Source organism: Luteimonas sp. BLCC-B24 (assembly GCF_028550595.1).
Taxonomy (GTDB): Bacteria; Pseudomonadota; Gammaproteobacteria; order Xanthomonadales; family Xanthomonadaceae; genus Luteimonas.
On the sequence record NZ_JAQQGN010000002.1, the window covers coordinates 336,519 to 354,355 of the forward strand.

The window sequence follows — 17,837 nt, forward strand, 5'->3', positions numbered from 1 at the left end:
ACCCCGATGGAGTGTTTCCGATGACCAAGCATGACGAGATCCGCGACGGCGGCCGCGACCTCAATCGCGACCCGATCACCAAGACTCCCGGCGCGCACCCGGTGGGCGTCGGTGTGGGCGGCGTCGCGGGCGGTGCGGCGGCCGGCGCGGCGGCCGGTACGATCTTCGGCCCGGTCGGCACATTGATCGGCGCGGCGGTCGGCGTCGTCGCCGGTGCCGCCGTGGGCAAGGGCGTGGCCGAACGTATCGATCCCACCGGCGAGACCGAATACTGGCGCGACGCACATCGCGAGCGTCCCTACGTGAAGAGCGATCACGATTACGACCGCGACTATGCGCCGGCCTACGGCTTCGGCCTGCAGGCGCGCGAGGCCGATCGCACCCGCGGCTGGGATGAATCGGAAGACAGCTTGAAGCGCGACTGGGAGGCGAGCCGCGGCGAATCGCGCCTGGCCTGGGACGATGCCAAACCGGCGGTGCGCGATGCATGGGATCGCACCGACCGCACCTACGATCTCTACGGCCGCAGCGACGAGTACCACGCCTCCGCGTTCGAGAAGGCGGACTACCGCGGCGACGGCGACGAGTACGCGCACTATCAGCCCGCGTATCGCTACGGTGCCTACGCGCGCAGCCGCCACCCGGACCGCCCCTGGGACGAGTCGCTCGAGAGCGAGCTGTCCCGTGACTGGGGCACGCGCCGCGGCACGTCGCCGCTGGAGTGGGACCGCGCGAAGGCCGCGGTGCAGGACGCCTACGTCTCGCACGATCACTACAGCTCGGGCAACTACAGCGACAGCGGTCGCGATGACAACTCGCGCTTCCGCGTGCGCTGATCGCCGCCCGATCCGACGTCGCAGGAAACGAAGGCGCACCCCCTGGGGTGCGCCTTCTTTATTGTGGTGGCGACCCGCGCGGCCGTGACGCGTGGGGAACGCGCGACAGGCCGCGCCGCAGAAGCCGACGCCGTTTCGAGCTCCGCGCGCCAGCGGTGCGACGGCGTCCCCGGGGCTTCAGGCCGAGCTCGGCCTGGGAGCCTGCCCGCAATCCGCGCGCCGGACGCAGACCGTCACCACTGAAGCGGGTCGCCGCCTCGTCGATCCGGTCGGCGCGATAGGGGCGCGCCAGTGCCCGTTTCGACGCGCGTGACCCGGCGGCGACCGGCGGTCAGGCGCTACCGGTCGACGTTCCCGCAAGAGGGCCGTCGTCGATGAGGTCGTCCGACGCGGCCTGCGGCCTGGAGACCACGCCGCGCCGCCGACGCCGGCGGCGCGGCGCTTATCGCCGCGCGGCGCCGGTCAACTCGACGACCGGTGTGAACCCGCCGAAGATCATGCGCTTGCCGTCGAAGGGCATCGGATTCTTCTCCGGGTCCATGCGGGGATCGCTGCCGTCCATCATCTTCGCGAACGCCGCATCCCGCGTGCCCTTGTCGGGCCATTCGATCCAGGAAAAGACCACCGTTTCGTCGTCCTTGGCCTGCACGGCCTTGCGGAAGTCGGTCAGCGTGCCGTCGGGCACGTCATCGGCCCAGCACTCGAGTACGCGCAACGCGCCCAGCTCGATGAAGAAGGCATCGCCGAGATGGGCATGGTCGATGAAGGCCTGGCGGTTGGCGGTCGGAACGGCAAGAACGAATCCGTCGATGTAGGACATGGGCTGACTCCGGTATCGGCGACGGCGATCTGCCGCGCGCTCCCCAAGACGACGGAGCAGGCAGGCCGAAATCGACATCCGGGGGGCGTGCATTCACTCAGGCGTTCGCCGGCGTCACGTTGACATGCGCGCGGTGTATTGGCCGAATACCGGGCAGGCGCGGGACGTGAGGAACAGCCGGAGGCCGGCGAGCGCGTCCCGACCGTCATTTCAGCCGCCGACGTGATAGCGCCCGGTGCAGGCACCTCGCTCGCCTGTGGCACCAGACGGGCGCGAAGGGGACTCGGACGCATCAAGCGGGGAACAGGGCGTGTCTGACGGCAGTCACGACGGAAGACGAAAACGCACCTCGGCGTTACAGGCACGGCGGCCGCGGCGTGCACCGCGCGGCCAGGCCATGACGGCGGATCCGCGTCGCCACGTGCGTGTCACGGCACGCGGCGGCCGCCTCTGGACCCGCTGCGGTCACGTCGTCCGGAGTTCCGGCACGCAACGCCGCGCGTTTGCACACTCCGCGATCGGCGCCTCGCCCGGCGGCGCTGCACGGCACGCGCCACCTTCACGCGATCGCGGTCGTCAATACGGGAGCATTCGCGCATTCATCCTCAGGAGGTCACGCATGAGCGCACAGGGTTCCGCCGGCAACGTCATCGCCGCCATCTGCAGCTTCCTCGTCCCCGGTCTCGGACAGCTGGTGCAGGGGCGCGTTCTTTCGGCGCTGCTGTGGTTCGTCGCCGCCTGCATCGCGTTCGCGGTGACCTGGCTGCTGACCGTCTCGCTGTTTCCGTTCGGCTGGTTCGTGGTCAGCGTGTTCGCGTGCATCAATGCCGCGCTGTATCGACGCCCGGTGGCCTGAGGTCGCCAATCTCCGCCTGCGCGCCAGCGGAGGAGCTCCCGGCACAAACAAACACGGCCCCTCTCGGGGCCGTGTTTGTTGGAACGTTAAAGCAATCGATCAGAAACGCTGGGTGTAGCGCATGTACAGGAAGCGACCGATGTCGAAGCCACCGTAGTACGACACGTTGGCGCTCGGCTGGGTGTACATCACCGGGCCCACCTTGTCGAACACGTTGTTGGCGCCGATCGAGATCGTGGCATCCCACGGCGCGCTGTAGCGGAACTGCACGTCGTTGAACGTCACCGAGCCCGTACGCTTGCGACGCGAAATCGCGCTGGCCGGCGTGCCGTCGGGCAGGAACACGCCCGTGGGGGCGTAACGGATCTCATTGCACTCGAGGTTGGGTTCGAGGGCGCCGGTGATCGAGTAGGTGCAGCCTTCCTTCATCGACGAGTAGTAACGCGCACCCCAGGTCATGCCGAAATCGCCCATGTCCCAGCTCAGGCCGGTGTTGGAACGAATGCGGAACTGGCTGGTGAAGCCGACGCCCGACAGCGGAACGCGCGGATCGTTGGTGCTGACGAAGTAGTCCTTCGAGGTGTACGTGCTGTTCGACGTGATGCCGAAGTTGCCGTAATCCGTGTTCCAGCGGTAGCTGACGTCGAAGTCGAAGCCTTCAGCCTTGCGGAAACCGGCATTGCGGTCGCCAAACAGCATGAAGTTGACGTAGCCGAGCGCTGGATCACGCGTGAACAGCTGCGACGAGCAACGGCTGGTGATGCCCTGGATGTAGCAATCGTTGAGGATGGTGGTCGGCGAGTCCGCGACGATCGTTTCGCTGATACGGATCTTCCACCAGTCCAGCGCGATGTTGAGGCCCTGGACGAAGTCCGGGCTCCAGACCGCACCGATCGTCTGCGACTTCGAGACCTCCGGCTGCAACAGCGGATTCGAGCCCTGGGTGAACGCAACAGGTGTCTGCGCATTCGGCGAACCCGCCGGGTTCAGACCCTGGGCCAGCTGGCGGTAGGTATTGGCGAGCGGGCCGATCGCAGCCACGCAGTTCGCGCGGGTCGTGGCATTGCTGGCCGAGCTGCCGAAGTTGGTGTCGCAAGGGTCGGTGAAGAACGAGAATGTCTGCGAGCCGCCGCCGTAGAGATTCGCGATGGTCGGTGCCCGGAAGCCGTCGGCCACGGTGCCGCGCAGCAGCAGCGAGTCGATCGGACGCCACTTGATGCCCAGCTTGTCGTTGGTGGTGTCACCGAAGGTGTCGTAGTCCGAGTAGCGGCTGGCGACGTTGACGGTGAGCTCGCGCGCGAACGGCAGGTCGGCCAGGACCGGGATTTCGAGCTCGGCGTAGACCTCATTGACACGGTAGCGTCCACCGGTCGGGCCGGAGGCAAGATTGGTCGAATCGCCCGTTTGTGCAAGCGCGTCAGGTGAGAAGCGGCCCGTCTCGCGACGGGTTTCGGCACCGATCGCGAAGCCGAGCTCACCGGCAGGCAGGGTGAAGATCGAGCCGGCCAGGTTGGCGGTGACGATGTCGGTCTTGGTCTCGCCGGTGGTGTGCTCTTCCTGGAACAGGTAGGTCTGCAGCGCGGCATTGTTGGTCAGGCCGCCCGGACCTTCGACGCCGAACGGCAGGTAGGGGTTCCACGGCACGCAGCCGGCGATGACATTGCCGGGCGTACCACAGACGACCTGGCCCTGCGCGTTCATGAACGACGGGCCGACTGCGGCACGAACGCGCGGCAGATTGAGGTTGCCGAAGGCCGACTGCAGCGAGTTGCTCTTCGAAGCCAGATAAGCGACATCCCAGTCGAAGAAACGGTCGCCGGCTTCGATGACGCCTTCGAGCGCGGTCGAGAAGCGGTAGGTGGTGTTCTCCGAGCGGCTGATGCGCGGCACTTCCCACGTACGACGCCACCAGTTGTTGATCGGCGCGCCGGTCGGGTTGAAATAACTGTTCGCGGCCATGCCGGTGCCCGGGAACGAGGTCGCCTGCATCGGGTAGCCGGCCACCGTGCGGTTGGAATCACGGTAGCTATAGAGGAAGTTGGTCCTGAGACGGATGGTGTCGGTCAAGTCGTACGACGTATCCACGAACAGGCCGCGGCGCTCGATCGGCGTACGCAGGTCGGTCTGCAGATTCGTGTTGGACTTGTCCGCCGGCGAACCAGGCGTACAGCCCGCCGTCGTGCAGGAACCGGTGTTGATGTTCTGCGGACGGTAGTCGTTGATATTGCGCGGATCGCCTCCCTCGCGGAGAACGACACGGGTGCCCGTGGGAACGCCCGGCACCGGAGTGGCGGCGGTGGTGACGAAGCCACCGACCTGGCCGGCGACGGTCCAGTTGTCGTCGGGGTGGAAGCTCGAACGCGGGAACGCACTATAGGGACGCGCGCTTGCCTTGACTTCGTCTTCCTTGCCCCATTCGGCTGCGATCGTGACCGAGCCTCGGTCACCTGCGAAGCCCATGACGAAGTCACCCTTGGTGATCGCGCCATCGCCTTCGCCGTACTGGCCGTAATAGGCCGACGCCGAGGCGCCTTCGTAGTTCGTGCGGGTGATGATGTTGACCACGCCACCGATCGCGTCGGAACCGTAGATCGAGGAGGCGCCATCCTTCAGGACTTCGATGCGCTCGACCGCGACAGCCGGAATCGCCGAAATGTCGGCAAGGCCGCTGGTGGTGATCGGCATGCGGCGGCCGTTGACGAGCACCAGTGTGCGGGCTGCACCAAGGTTGCGGAGGCTGATATAGGTACCGCCCGCGGCTTCACCGGCGGACAGCGGCGAGGCGCGGCTGATTGGCGGTGCACCAGCTGCAGACACGTTCTGCAGGATGTCGGCGACGGACTGGAAGCCCTGTCGCTCGATCGCCGCGCGATCGATCAGCAGAACAGGCTGCGCGGTTTCGGTGTCGACCTGACGGATGCGCGAGCCGGTGACCTGGATGCGATCCAGGTTCGTTGCACCCTGGCCGCTGCCCGATGCGGGAACGTCCTGGGCATACGCGGCCCCGCTGGCTGCGCCACCCACCGCAATCGCGATGACGACCGCGTCACGAAGCTTGTTGTTCTTCAAAGCCATGTCTCTCTCTCCACATGAATGCGTGCTGATGTTCCCCCTCTGCGTGCCGGTTCCCCTACTTGACAAGTGGGTCACTGACACCAGGTTCCCCGATCCTAGCCGTTGTTAAAAAGAAATAAAACAACCATTAGGAAAAAATTTGCGGGAACGGCGCCAAACGATTGACCCGAAAGCGCAAAGTTGGACCGCGTTCGATGCCCTGGACAGACAAATTCGCGTTCAGCGGGTGGTGGGCCAGCGGACGTGAAGTCAGGGTTGGTTCGTCATTCCGGCAAGCAATCGCGCCGGATCGGATCCTGACTACTGCAGTTCGTCTGCCTAAGGATCCAGGCAAGGCATCCGACCAGGCGCGATTGACCGCGTCGTCGCGAAATCCCCCTTCTCACGCGCCACAGGCCGCCGACGACCGAACCGATCGGCAGGGGAGATCACCTGGGGCGGATGCCTAGAAGAGGGCTCGTTCGCCAGCCGGCTTACGGGAGACCCGGGGGCGCTGGACATCCGGAGATTGACTTGTATTCGAAGCCCATTGACGCGGCGATGTGAAGGACTCAAGCCGCCCGACTGAACCCGCTGCGTCCGCGGCGGCCTAGCGTGCTGCTCAGGTCGCAGGATTGCCAGGCCGCCTGGACATCAGCGCGGACGTCGTGCCACGCGCGGAGACGGCCGTCGAATTCCCAGACGCGGCGCAGCACGGGTTCGATTTCTTCCCAGGGCCGCTCGGGGTAGGAGGCGCGGCCGTTGCGGCCGAGGGAGAGCACCAGGGTGTGGTCGGAATCGGAGCGTGCCATCTGCGTTGGTGCCTTGATCTGAGGCGAGCAGGCTAGGGCGCGTTTCGTCTGTTTTCCGTGAACCTGTTGCGTCCTTTCGATGACAGCGTCTGCAGCGCGATCGACGCTGAATCCCGGCTTCAGTGAAGTGGATCGCGCATCGCATTCATGCGCGAATCGGGGTCAGAACAGCGCCTTCAGCACCTGCAGCATGCCCCATAGCGAGACGATCCATACCGCGGTGCGCAGATATGGAATTCCGATCACATAGACGGGCAGGTACACCACGCGCGCCCAGAGGTAGACCTGGGCTCCGAGCGCGGTGTCGGCATCGGCGCGACCGCTGACCAGGACGGCGAGCACGGCCGCCGCGAAGAACGGGAACGTCTCGAGAAAATTGCGGCTGGCGGCGGCAGCGCGCACCGCCGCGCCGCGCAGAGGCGGCGCATCGCCGTCCCGGTTGCCGGCATTCCAGCGCAATCCGCGCTGGGCGGTGGCGAAACCGCCGGCGACACCGATGTGGATCAGGCCGAGGACGATCGACCAGGCGAGCATCTGCAGTTCGATCGTCATCGGCGGGTCCTTCCGGTGAATGTCAGGCGGCAACCGCCTTGACGATGGCGGCGTTGAACGCCGGGAGGTCGTCGGGCTTGCGGCTGGTGATGAGGTTGCCGTCGACGACGACCTCCGCATCCTCCCACTGTGCGCCGGCATTGACCAGATCGGTCTTCACCGACGGCCAGGACGTCACCTTGCGGCCCTTGGCCAGACCGCTTTCGACCAGCAGCCAGGGGCCGTGGCAGATTGCCGCGACCGGCTTGCCGGCATCGCCGAACGCACGCACGAAGGCGACGGCGTCGTCGTCTGCGCGCAGCACGTCCGGATTCATCTGTCCGCCCGGCAGCACCAGGGCGTCGTAGGCACTGTGATCGGCCTTGGACAGGGCGACATCGACATCGACGCTGCGGCCCCAGTCCTTCTTGTCCCAGCCCTTGATCGACGTGGCGTCGCCGGGCGTGATGACATCCACCTGGGCGCCGGCCTTGCGCAGATCCTGGAGCGGCTGCTCGAGTTCGGACTGCTCGAAGCCGTCGGTGGCGAGGATGGCGATCTTCTTGCCGTCGAGGGTCGTCATGGGGACATCCTTGGGGGAGCGAATGGGCGTCCGAGGCTAGGAGGCGGCGGATTGCGATGCCGTGAAGCAATCGGTACGTGCGCACCGACGTGCCGCAGTCTCGTGCCGTGAGACGCCTCGGCGTCAGGCTCCCGGCCCGCCTGCCGCCCGGAGTTGCCCGTGAACGCCATCCTCAAGACCGACCCCGCCTCCCTGCCGGTGCCGAGCGGGGATACGGCCACCGGTGGCGTGCTGGCGGCGCGGCTGGCGGCCAAGTACCCCGGTCGGGTCACCGGCACCCTGCTGTTGCCGGGGCAGGCGGGCGACTACGCGCCCATACCCGACGACGTGCCCGAGGCCCTGGCACGCGCGCTGCGCAGTCGCGGCGTCGATCGGCTGTACCGGCATCAGGCCGAGGCGTGGGCGGCGAGCCAGGCCGGGCGGCATCTGGTCGTGGCCACGCCGACCGCCTCCGGCAAGTCGCTCTGCTACACGTTGCCGGTGCTGTCGGCGGCGATCACCGCGCGCAGCAAGGCGCTGTACCTGTTTCCGACCAAGGCGCTGGCCCAGGACCAGGTGGCCGACCTGCTGGAACTCAACGCGGCCGGCGAACTGGGCCTGCGCGCGGCGACGTTCGACGGCGACACGCCCGGCGATGCGCGCCAGGCGATCCGCATCAATGGCGACATCGTGGTCAGCAATCCGGACATGCTGCACCAGGCGATCCTGCCGCATCACACCAAGTGGGCGCAGTTCTTCGAGAACCTGCGCTACGTGGTGATCGACGAGATCCACACCTATCGGGGCGTGTTCGGCTCGCACGTCGCCAACGTGATCCGCCGGCTCAAGCGCGTCTGCGCGTTCTATGGCGTCACCCCACAGTTCATCCTGTGCTCGGCGACGATCGGCAATGCGCGCGAGCACGGCCGCGCGCTGGTGGAAGTGGACGATGCCGCGCTCGAGGCGATCCTCGAATCCGGCGCGCCGCGCGGCGACAAGCACGTGCTGCTGTGGAACCCGCCGGTCGTCAATCCCGATCTCGGCCTGCGCGCATCGGCGCGTTCGCAGTCCAACCGCATCGCGCGCATGGCGATCCGCGCCGGGCTGAAAACGCTGGTGTTCTGCCAGACCCGGCTGATGGTCGAGGTGCTGACCAAGTACCTCAAGGAAGTCTTCGACCACGACCCACGCAAGCCCAAGCGCATCCGCGCCTACCGCGGCGGCTATCTGCCGACCGAGCGTCGCGCGGCCGAGCGCGAGATGCGCGCCGGCAGCATCGACGGCATCGTCAGCACGTCGGCGCTGGAGCTGGGCGTCGACATCGGCAGTCTCGATGTCGTCGTGCTCAACGGCTATCCGGGCAGCATCTCGGCGACCTGGCAGCGCTTCGGCCGCGCCGGGCGTCGGCAGCAGCCGTCGGTGGGCGTACTGGTGGCCAGTTCCGAGCCGATGGACCAGTACGTGGTGCGGCATCCGGAGTTCTTCGCCGATGCCAACCCCGAGCACGCGCGTATCGAACCCGACCAGCCTCTGATCCTGCTCGACCACATCCGCTGCGCCGCGTTCGAATTGCCCTTCGTCGATGGCGACATGTTCGGCCCGGTCGCGCCACTGCCGTGGCTGGAAGTGCTGGCCGAATCCGGTGTGCTGCATCACGAGGGCGATCGCTGGGAGTGGATCGCCGACAGCTATCCGGCTCAGGCGGTGAACCTGCGTTCGGTCGCCGACGGCAACTTCGTCGTCGTCGACCGCACCGACGGGCGGCAGACGATCATCGCCGAGGTCGACTATTCCGCCGCCGCGCTCACGTTGTACGAAGGCGCGATCCACATGATCCAGTCCGAGCCCTTCCAGGTCGAACGCCTGGACTGGGAGGGCCGCAAGGCCTACGTCACGCGCACGAACGTCGACTACTACACCGACGCGATCGACTACACCAAGCTCAAGGTGCTCGACGACGGGGAACAGGCCGATGCGGGGCAGGGCAGCGCGCACATCGGCGAGGTGCACGTGGTGCGCCGCGTGTCGGGCTACAAGAAGATCCGCTTCCACACCCACGAGAACATCGGCTACGGGCCGGTGAATCTGCCCGACCAGGAACTGCACACGAGTTCCGTGTGGTGGCAATTGCCGCAAGCGGCACTGGACCGCGCATTCGATGCGCGCCACGAGGCGCTGGATGGCTTCCTCGGCGCCTCGTATGCGCTGCATCTGGTCGCGCAGGTGGCGGTGATGGCCGAAAGCCGGGATCTGCAGAAAGCCGTCGGCAGCGGCGACGGCACCTGGTTCGCGACCGCCGACCAGCGCGGTCGCGGGCAGTTGCGCGACGGCGACGGCAGCAGCACCTCGATCGAGTTGCTCGGCCGCTTCGCGCCCACGCTGTATCTCTACGACAACTATCCCGGCGGCGTGGGCCTGTCGTCACCGCTGTTCGAGCGTCGCGACGAGCTCCTGGGCAAGGCCGCGGCGCTGGTCGCCGGTTGCAGCTGCCGGGCCGGTTGCCCGGCCTGCGTGGGGCCGATTCTCGCCTCGGAGGAGGACGCCGAGCGCACGCCGCGCCAGCTCGCGGCGCGGGTGATCGATCTGCTGATGCACGCGTCGCAGCAGCCGGCATGAGTGCGCTGGGCAAACGCCTGGGCCTGCTGCGCAGCCAGGCCGGGACCGTGCTGCCGTCGGTGACCCCGACACCGCCGTTGCCGTCGACCGTGCCGCGCGCGCAGTGGCCGCGCGCCGATGGCGCGCGTTCGCCGGAGCAGGTGGTCGAACAGTTGCGCAAGCTGATGAAGCTGCGCGCGCCGACGCCGGCGATGCGCCCTCCGGCGCCGGTCGACCGCGCGCTGCCCGGCGACGAAATCGCACCGGGGCTGCGCTATTTCGAGCAGACGGCGGCGTGGCCGTACGACGACGACGAGCTCGCACTCGGCGACATCCGTCACGAGCCGGCGAAGCGCGCCCATCTGCTGGCCTTCGACACCGAAACCACGGGCCTCGCCGGCGGCACCGGCACGCGCGCCTTCATGATCGGCGCGGCGGATTTCGTCGAGGGAGCGCTGCGCATCCGTCAGCTGTGCATCACCACGCTCGGTGCCGAACGCGCGATGCTGAAGACGTTTTCGACGTGGCTGCGGCCCGAGACGGTGCTGGTCAGCTACAACGGGCGCAGTTACGACCGGCCCCTGCTGACCACGCGCTATCGCCTGGCACGGCTGCGCGATCCGCTGGTGGAATTGCGTCACGTCGATCTGCTGCACCCGGTGCGGCGCCGCTATCGCGGCGTGTGGGCGAACTGCAAGCTGGCGACGGTGGAGCGCGAGTTGCTGGGGGTGCTGCGCGAGGACGACCTGCCGGGCAGCGAGGCGCCTGCCGCATGGTTGCGCTATCTGCGCGGCGGCAGTGCGGACACGCTGCGGCGCGTGGGCCTGCACAATGCCCAGGACCTGCGCAGCCTGTTCGGTCTGCTGGAGGCGATGCGCGACGAACCGGTGCACGACACGGTGGTGGTGCGTGACGCGCAGGCGGACGCCGACGGCGACTGCGGCGTCGACTGAAGCCCCGCCCGAACCCGCTGCGCCCTCATGGCCCCTGCGGCGGCGTCACGTCGACCGTCGCGCGCGTCCTGCCGGTGGGCTCGATTCCATTCGGGCGCGCTCCCGCACGCGCCGCAGGTGCATGTGCCCTGTCGGGTGCTTCATGCCGCACGGCGTTCACGTGCTCCGCATCGCCCGGATGCTTGAATCCGGAGGCCCAGCAGTCCCGATCCGCTCGCCGTCCGGCAGCGACCGCCCGCGTCACTCTGGAGCTTCATGGATACACGCGAACGCCGGCCCGCGATGGCCGACCCGGTGTCCCCGCGCGCCACACTGCGCGCCCGCGACGCGTTCGCGATCACCATCGGCGTCGTCGTCGGCGCCGGCATCTTCCGCACGCCGTCGCTGATTGCCGGGGTGTCGGGCAGCGAGTTCGTCATGCTCGCCGCCTGGGTGGTCGGCGGCGTGCTCTCGATCATCGGCGCGCTGTGCTACGCCGAGCTCGCCACCACCTATCCGCAGGCCGGCGGCGACTACAACTATCTGCGGCGCGCCTACGGGCCGCGTCCGGCCTTCCTGTTCGCCTGGGCGCGGGTGTCGGTGATCCAGACCGGCTCGATCGCGCTGCTGTGCTTCATCGTCGGCGACTACATGGCCCAGCTCTACGACGTGGGCCCGCTCTCGTCCGCGCTCTACGCCGGCGCCGCCGTGCTCGTGCTCACCGCAGTGAACTGGCTGGGGACACGGCAGGGCGCCACGGTGCAGGCGTGGCTCACGGTCGCGGAGATCATCGGTGTGCTCGTGATCGTCGTCGCGGGACTGTGGTTCGCGCCCGCCGACATCGCGCCCGTGCCCGGCACGGGCGGCGACAGCGCGATCGGGTTGATCCTGGTGTTCGTGCTGCTGACCTACGGCGGCTGGAACGAAGCCGTCTACGTCACGTCCGAAGTGCGCGATGCCAGAACCTGGATGCCACGTGTGCTGGTGTTGAGCCTGATCGCGATCGCCGCGCTGTATCTGCTGGTGAACCTCGCCTACCTGCGCGTGCTCGGGCTCGGCGGCATGGCCGAGCACAGCGCGGTCGCGGCCGAGGTGATGGGGCGGGTGCTCGGCCCCTCGGGCGCGATCGTCATGAGTGCGATCGTCATCGCGGCGGCGCTGACCTCGGCCAACGCGACCATGATCACCGGCGCGCGCAGCGTCTATGCGGTGGGGCGGGATTTCCCGGCGCTGGGCTTCATCGGGCGCTGGGACGCGCGCAGCGGCACGCCGCGCGCCGCGTTCGTCACCCAGGGCGTGCTCGCGCTCGCGCTGGTCGTACTCGGCGCGTTCGCGCGCGACGGCTTCGAGGTCGCCGTGGAATACACCGCGCCGGTGTTCTGGCTGTTCTTCCTGCTGGTGGGCATCGCGCTGTTCGTGCTGCGCCGGCGCGATCCCGACCTGCCGCGTCCGTTCCGCGTGCCGCTCTACCCGGCGCTCCCGCTGCTGTTCTGCATCACCAGTGCCTACCTGCTGTATTCGAGCCTGGCCTACACCGGCCGCGGCGCGCTGTTCGGCGTCGGCGTGCTCGCGGTGGGCGGAATCCTGCTGTTGCTGATCAAACCGACTACACGACCCGAGGACGACCTGCCATGACACCTTCGAAGAAGTCCCTGCTCGCACTCGCGATCTGCGCTCCCATCCTGCTGGCCTGCGCCGACCAGGCGGTCAACGCCTACGAACCGGCCGGCGGCAGCGCCGCGGCCGCGCCTGCCGATGCGCCCGTGGATACCACCCACACCGTGACCGCGGCCATCGGGGAGGACGCCGCGGCCGTGAGCGATGCACCGCGCCCGGCGCGCGAGCCCGACGTGATCTACGTGCCCACACCGGAACCCGTGGTCGATGCGATGCTCAACCTCGCCGGGGTGCGCGCAGGCGACGTGCTCTACGACCTCGGCTCGGGCGACGGTCGCATCCCCATCGCCGCGGCCCAGCGCTTCGGCGTGCGCGCCGTCGGCATCGACATCAATCCGGTGCGCGTGCGCGAGGCGAACGCGAATGCGGAAACGGCCGGGGTCACCGATCTGGTGACGTTCAAGGAGGCCGACCTGTTCGAGGAGGACATCAGCGAGGCCACCGTGGTCACCCTGTATCTGCTGCAGAGCCTCAACGTGAAGCTGCGTCCCAAGCTGCTGGCCGAGCTGAAGCCGGGCACCCGCATCGTCAGCCACGCCTTCGACATGGCCGACCAGTGGGCGCCCGAGCAGACCCAGGAAGTCGACGGCACCCGCATCTACCTGTGGACGGTGCCCGAGCGTTGATCCACCGGGACGCGGTGCGCTCCGGCGGCCGCGTCCTGTCCCACACCCGGCATCCGCCGGCGTGATGCGGCCACCGGCGTCGACGCCGGTGGCACTCGAGAGGAGTTTCCCATGACATCACCGGGCGTCGCCGCCTCGCTCGCCGCCGCGTTGCTGGGTCTTGCGAGCCTGCCCGGGCTCGCCGCGGCGCCGTCGTACGGGGGCGAGCTGCAGGGGTTCGACTATCCGCACCCGCGCCTGGCCCACGCGTTCGAATCCCAGGGGCAGGCGCTGTCGATGGCCTATATGGACGTCCGTCCGGACGGCCCCGGCAACGGGCGCACCGCGGTGCTGTTGCACGGCAAGAATTTCTGCTCGGCGACCTGGGAGGACACCATCCGCGCGCTGGTGGAGGCCGGCTGGCGCGTGGTCGCCCCGGACCAGATCGGCTTCTGCGGCTCGACCAAGCCGCGTGGCTACCAGTTCTCGTTCGCGCAGCTCGCGGCGAATACCCGTGGCCTGCTCGAGGCACTCGACGTGGCCCATCCGGTGCTGATCGGTCACTCGATGGGCGGCATGCTCGCCACGCGCTATGCCCTGCAGTATCCCGACGAGGTCGCGCGCCTGGTGCTGGTCAATCCGATCGGGCTCGAGGACTGGCAGGCCGAGGGCGTGCCCTACGCCAGCATCGACACACTGGTGCGGAACGAGCGGACGACCACGTTCGACAGCATCAAGGCCTACCAGCGCACCTTCTATTACGACGGCCGGTGGGCAACGCGCTACGACCGCTGGGTCGGGATGCTGGCCGGCATGTACGCAGGGCCCGATGGCGAGATCGTTGCCTGGAACCAGGCCAAGACCTCGGACATGGTGTTCACCCAGCCGGTGGTGCACGAGTTTCCCCGACTGCGCGTGCCCACGCTGCTGATGATCGGCGGCAAGGACCGCACCGCGCCCGGCGCCAACCGCGCGCCGGCCGACGTGGCGGCCCGGCTCGGTGATTACCCGGTGCTCGGACGCCGCGCCGCCGAGGCGATTCCCGATGCGCGGCTCGTCGAGTTTCCGACCCTCGGCCATTCGCCGCAGGTCGAATCGCCGGACGTGTTCCACGCGGCCCTGCTCGAACACCTGTAATCCCGATCCGCGCGGGCGGCTGCGGGCGGGTGTTCAGACCGCGTTCTTCCGCATCCCGGCCCACGCCCTAAACTGAATCGGTCGAGGCCGCGTCGGCCCGTATGGTTCCGGAGTCCGTTGTTCCCATGTCGTTCTGGCGTCCCGCCCTGCTGCCGTTGATCGTCTGCGCCGCGCTCGCCGCGTGCCGTCCTGCCACCGATCCGGCCGCGTCGCCGGTGGAGACGGTCGAAGTCGCGAGCCCCGAGGAGGGCGGCGCGGTCAGTACCGCGCCGCTGGCCGACGAGGACATGCCCGAGGTCGCGCTGCCGGAGGCCGGCATCGAAGGTGTCGACTGGTCGCCGATGACGCTCAGCGACGGCACCGCATCGCTCAGTTGCGAACTGGATTACGCCAACGCCGGCGACGGCGACGCACTGGGCGAGTTCGATCGCGAGGCCCTGCGAACCGCGATGTCGGCCTGCGCCGAACGCGGCGTGTTCCGGCTGCGCTACCGGGGCCGCGTCACCCAGGAATTCACCCAGCTGATGCAGCGACTCGCGGTGGTCGCCGACGACCTGGCGATCAACAAGCGCGTGCTCGACATCGACTCCAGCGGCGGCATGGTCGAGGAAGCCCTTCGCGCCGGTGACGTCATCGCCGAGTCGCGCTGGACGATCTGGGTGCGCGACGGCGCGGTCTGCCACAGCTCTTGCGTGTTCGTGCTGGCTGGCGGCGACACGCGGCTGATCGGTGGCCGGGTCGGCATCCACCGCATCATCCGCATGAGCTCGAGTGCGTCGACACGCGCCGAGCTCAACCGTGAGCTGCGCGCGGTGTACGGGCGCGTACGCGACTACCTGGAGCGCAATGGCGCCGCGGTCGCCGTGGCCGATCTGATGATGGCCGTGCCCAACCGCAGCCTGCGCATCCTGACGCCCGACGAACTCAAGCTCTACGGCCTGGACGGCGTGAACCCGGCCCAGGACGATCTCGACCGCCTGCGTCTGATGCGCACCTGCGGTCAGGATTTCGTCAACCGGCGTGACGCCTACGTGCGTGCCTTCGACACCACCTGCAACGCGCCGGATCGCGACGTCGAGCAACTCGCCGCCTGCGGACTGGAACTGCGCGGCAAGTTCGGTTTCCCCGACGAGCAGTGCCCGGCGGAGAGTCCGCTGTCCGAGTTCGATCTGGTGGGGCAGATGACCGCGGCGGCCGACGTCGCCAGCCGGCTGCGCATCCTCGGCGTGCCGGGGGTCGAGCCGCAACCCGCGGCCGACGCACCCGCGGCCGACGCGGCGCCCGTGCGGCGACGCGCGCCGGGCCCACGGGCGCCGGCGGCCGAGGCGGCGAACGGTCCAGCGCCTGCGGCGCCGCCGTCCGACGAATCGCCCGTTCGCCCCGAACCCGCAGCCGCCGAGAGTGCAGAGACGGGCGAGGAGGGCTGATCCCGGGCAGATGCGGGCGGCGCGTCCGGGCCCGGTCCGCGTCGATTCGCGCGCCGCCTCGCGCCGCGGCGCGCCGGACGGCGCGGCAGACGAGGACGCGGCGGATCAGATCGCGTCGTCCTGCAGGAATCCGCCGGACTGGCGGCGCCACAACTGTGCGTAGATGCCGTCGGCGGCGATCAGCGCCTCGTGCGTGCCCTGTTCGACGATGCGGCCGTGGTCCATGACGATCAGCCGGTCCATCGCCGCGATCGTCGAGAGCCGGTGCGCGATCGCGATGACGGTCTTGCCTTCCATCAACCGGTAGAGGTTTTCCTGGATCGCGGCTTCGGCCTCGGAATCGAGCGCCGATGTCGCTTCGTCCAGCACCAGGATCGGTGCGTTCTTCAGCAGCACGCGTGCGATCGCGATGCGCTGGCGCTGTCCGCCGGACAGCTTGACCCCGCGTTCGCCCACATGGGCGTCGTAGCCTGTGCGGCCCTTGGCGTCGCTGAGGGTCAGGATGAAATCGTGCGCTTCGGCCCGCCGTGTGGCATCGAGCATCTCCTCTTCGGTGGCGTCGGGCCGGCCGTAGAGGATGTTCTCGCGCACCGAACGGTGCAGCAGCGACGTGTCCTGGGTGACCATGCCGATCTGCGCGCGCAGCGAATCCTGCGAGACGGTGGCGATGTCGACGCCGTCGATGCGGATCACGCCGGCTTCGCGGTCGTAGAAGCGCAGCAGCAGGTTCACCAGCGTGGACTTGCCCGCGCCCGAGCGCCCGACCAGGCCGATCTTCTCGCCTGGACGCACGTGCAGATCGAGCCCCTCGATGAGACGACGGTCCTGCTGGCCGTAGTGGAAATCCACGTGCTCGAAGCGGATGTCGCCGGCGACGACCGGCAGCGGCGCGGCGTCGGCCGCGTCGTCCACCGTGGGCGCCAGCGAGATCGAGTTGATGCCGTCGCGCACCGTGCCGATGTTCTCGAACAGCGCCGACAACTCCCACATGATCCACTGCGACATGCCCAGCATCCGCAGGGCCAGCGCCAGGCCGACCGCGATCGCACCGGTGCTGATCGCGCCGCCCAGCCACAGCCACAGACCCAGCGCCGCGACCGACGCCACCAGCAGCATGTTCAGGACGTAATTGCAGACGTTGACCATCGTCACCAGACGCATCTGCCGGTGCACGGTGTCGAGAAAGCCGTCCATCGCCTCGCGCGCGTAGGCCTGCTCGCGCTGCGAATGCGAGAACAGCTTGACCGTCGCGATGTTGGTGTAGCTGTCGACGATGCGGCCGGTCATCACCGAGCGCGCGTCGGCCTGGCGTTCGGAAATCCGGCTCAGTCTCGGCACGAAGACCCGCATCAGTGCCGCATAGGCGAGCACCCAGCCGATGAAGGGCAGCATCATCCGCCAGTCGGCCGAGGCCGCGACCACCAGCGCGCCGGTGAGATACACCAGCACGTAGTTGCCCACGTCCAGCAGCTTGATCACCGTCTCGCGCACCGCGAGCGAGGTCTGCATCAGCTTGGTCGCGATGCGGCCGGCGAACTCTTCCTGGAAATAGCCCATCGACTGCCGCAGCAGATAGCGATGCACGTTCCAGCGGATCCGCATCGGAAAGTTGCCGAGCAGGGTCTGATGGATGATCAGCGAGCTGAACAGCGTGAGCAGCGGCAGTGCGACGAGCACCAGCACCGCCATCGCGAGCAGGCGCCCGCCTTCGGCCTGGAGAAAGCTGTCCGGTGTATGTGCGGCCAGGCGGTCGACCAGCGAACCGACGTAGGCGTAGAGCACGACCTCGGCGATCGCGATCGCCGCGGTGAAGACGGCCATCAACAGCAGCCATCGTCCGCTGCCGCGCACGTAGTGCATGCAGAAGGCGAACAGCGTGGTCGGGGGCTGCGCCGGCGCAGCCGGCGGGAAGGGGTCGATGCGGTTTTCGAACCAGCGGAGCATGGCGGACCTTGGTGCGCCGCGGGACGCGGCGATGGGGGGCACTCGGGCG

13 protein-coding genes and 1 pseudogene are annotated in these 17,837 nt (G+C 68.4%); 8 read left to right on the top strand and 6 right to left on the bottom strand.

Translation table 11 applies throughout. The features are described 5' to 3' along the window. Positions 1-20 precede the first annotated feature (20 nt). Entirely contained in the window at positions 21-836 is an 816-nt protein-coding gene (locus tag PQS31_RS05830) for a hypothetical protein (protein ID WP_272761725.1), read from the top strand. A 442-nt stretch (positions 837-1,278) separates the two neighbouring features. On the opposite strand, the gene PQS31_RS05835 is transcribed toward PQS31_RS05830, so the two are convergent. After that, positions 1,279-1,656: a DUF1428 domain-containing protein gene (locus tag PQS31_RS05835; RefSeq protein WP_272761726.1), complete on the bottom strand. Its 378-nt coding sequence runs from the start codon at positions 1,654-1,656 to the stop codon at positions 1,279-1,281. 619 nt (positions 1,657-2,275) lie between these two features. Between PQS31_RS05835 and PQS31_RS05840 the strand changes: the two genes are divergently transcribed. Continuing rightward, positions 2,276-2,512 carry a hypothetical protein gene (locus tag PQS31_RS05840; RefSeq protein ID WP_272761727.1) on the top strand — a complete coding sequence of 79 codons (237 nt, stop codon included), beginning with the start codon at positions 2,276-2,278 and terminating at the stop codon, positions 2,510-2,512. A gap of 99 nt (positions 2,513-2,611) precedes the next feature. Here PQS31_RS05840 and PQS31_RS05845 read toward each other — a convergent pair whose 3' ends face one another. The 4 genes from PQS31_RS05845 to PQS31_RS05860 all read right to left on the bottom strand — a co-directional run bounded on the left by PQS31_RS05845 (position 2,612) and on the right by PQS31_RS05860 (position 7,492). Continuing rightward, positions 2,612-5,587 carry a TonB-dependent receptor gene (locus PQS31_RS05845; RefSeq protein ID WP_272761728.1) on the bottom strand — a complete coding sequence of 992 codons (2,976 nt, stop codon included), beginning with the start codon at positions 5,585-5,587 and terminating at the stop codon, positions 2,612-2,614. A gap of 551 nt (positions 5,588-6,138) precedes the next feature. Next, the gene (locus PQS31_RS05850) at positions 6,139-6,378 is read right to left on the bottom strand and encodes a hypothetical protein (protein WP_272761729.1); all 240 of its coding nucleotides are present in this window, start codon (positions 6,376-6,378) and stop codon (positions 6,139-6,141) included. A 162-nt stretch (positions 6,379-6,540) separates the two neighbouring features. Further along, entirely contained in the window at positions 6,541-6,930 is a 390-nt protein-coding gene (locus PQS31_RS05855; protein ID WP_272761730.1) for an MAPEG family protein, read from the bottom strand. A gap of 22 nt (positions 6,931-6,952) precedes the next feature. After that, a complete protein-coding gene (locus PQS31_RS05860) occupies positions 6,953-7,492 on the bottom strand; it encodes a type 1 glutamine amidotransferase domain-containing protein (protein WP_272761731.1) in 540 nt (179 codons plus the stop codon). A gap of 168 nt (positions 7,493-7,660) precedes the next feature. Here PQS31_RS05860 and PQS31_RS05865 point away from each other — a divergent pair, with 168 nt between their 5' ends. The 6 genes and pseudogenes from PQS31_RS05865 (at position 7,661) to PQS31_RS05890 (ending at position 15,844) form a co-directional block, all read left to right on the top strand. Further along, positions 7,661-10,087, top strand: coding sequence for a DEAD/DEAH box helicase (locus PQS31_RS05865; protein WP_272762125.1), 2,427 nt, complete (start codon positions 7,661-7,663; stop codon positions 10,085-10,087). 341 nt (positions 10,088-10,428) lie between these two features. Then, positions 10,429-11,019: pseudogene (locus PQS31_RS05870) on the top strand (ribonuclease H-like domain-containing protein); the annotation flags it as partial. A gap of 255 nt (positions 11,020-11,274) precedes the next feature. Continuing rightward, positions 11,275-12,633, top strand: a complete 1,359-nt coding sequence (locus PQS31_RS05875) for an amino acid permease (protein WP_272761732.1) — start codon at positions 11,275-11,277, stop codon at positions 12,631-12,633. Further along, positions 12,630-13,301, top strand: coding sequence for a class I SAM-dependent methyltransferase (locus tag PQS31_RS05880; protein WP_272761733.1), 672 nt, complete (start codon positions 12,630-12,632; stop codon positions 13,299-13,301). Before PQS31_RS05875 ends, PQS31_RS05880 begins: the two co-directional genes overlap by 4 nt. Positions 13,302-13,412: 111 nt before the next feature. Continuing rightward, a complete protein-coding gene (locus tag PQS31_RS05885) occupies positions 13,413-14,417 on the top strand; it encodes an alpha/beta hydrolase (RefSeq protein ID WP_272761734.1) in 1,005 nt (334 codons plus the stop codon). Positions 14,418-14,542: 125 nt separating this feature from the next. Continuing rightward, positions 14,543-15,844, top strand: coding sequence for a hypothetical protein (locus tag PQS31_RS05890; RefSeq protein WP_272761735.1), 1,302 nt, complete (start codon positions 14,543-14,545; stop codon positions 15,842-15,844). A 105-nt stretch (positions 15,845-15,949) separates the two neighbouring features. Here the strand turns inward: PQS31_RS05890 and PQS31_RS05895 are convergent, their stop codons facing one another. Further along, a complete protein-coding gene (locus PQS31_RS05895) occupies positions 15,950-17,788 on the bottom strand; it encodes an ABC transporter ATP-binding protein (protein WP_272761736.1) in 1,839 nt (612 codons plus the stop codon). Positions 17,789-17,837: the final 49 nt, after the last annotated feature.

Coding starts and splice junctions, on each gene's coding strand:
- PQS31_RS05830 (WP_272761725.1), top strand. CDS start 21: ATGACCAAGCATGACGAGATCCGCGACGGCGGCCGCGACCTCAATCGC.
- PQS31_RS05835 (WP_272761726.1), bottom strand. CDS start 1,656: ATGTCCTACATCGACGGATTCGTTCTTGCCGTTCCGACCGCCAACCGC.
- PQS31_RS05840 (WP_272761727.1), top strand. CDS start 2,276: ATGAGCGCACAGGGTTCCGCCGGCAACGTCATCGCCGCCATCTGCAGC.
- PQS31_RS05845 (WP_272761728.1), bottom strand. CDS start 5,587: ATGGCTTTGAAGAACAACAAGCTTCGTGACGCGGTCGTCATCGCGATT.
- PQS31_RS05850 (WP_272761729.1), bottom strand. CDS start 6,378: ATGGCACGCTCCGATTCCGACCACACCCTGGTGCTCTCCCTCGGCCGC.
- PQS31_RS05855 (WP_272761730.1), bottom strand. CDS start 6,930: ATGACGATCGAACTGCAGATGCTCGCCTGGTCGATCGTCCTCGGCCTG.
- PQS31_RS05860 (WP_272761731.1), bottom strand. CDS start 7,492: ATGACGACCCTCGACGGCAAGAAGATCGCCATCCTCGCCACCGACGGC.
- PQS31_RS05875 (WP_272761732.1), top strand. CDS start 11,275: ATGGATACACGCGAACGCCGGCCCGCGATGGCCGACCCGGTGTCCCCG.
- PQS31_RS05880 (WP_272761733.1), top strand. CDS start 12,630: ATGACACCTTCGAAGAAGTCCCTGCTCGCACTCGCGATCTGCGCTCCC.
- PQS31_RS05885 (WP_272761734.1), top strand. CDS start 13,413: ATGACATCACCGGGCGTCGCCGCCTCGCTCGCCGCCGCGTTGCTGGGT.
- PQS31_RS05890 (WP_272761735.1), top strand. CDS start 14,543: ATGTCGTTCTGGCGTCCCGCCCTGCTGCCGTTGATCGTCTGCGCCGCG.
- PQS31_RS05895 (WP_272761736.1), bottom strand. CDS start 17,788: ATGCTCCGCTGGTTCGAAAACCGCATCGACCCCTTCCCGCCGGCTGCG.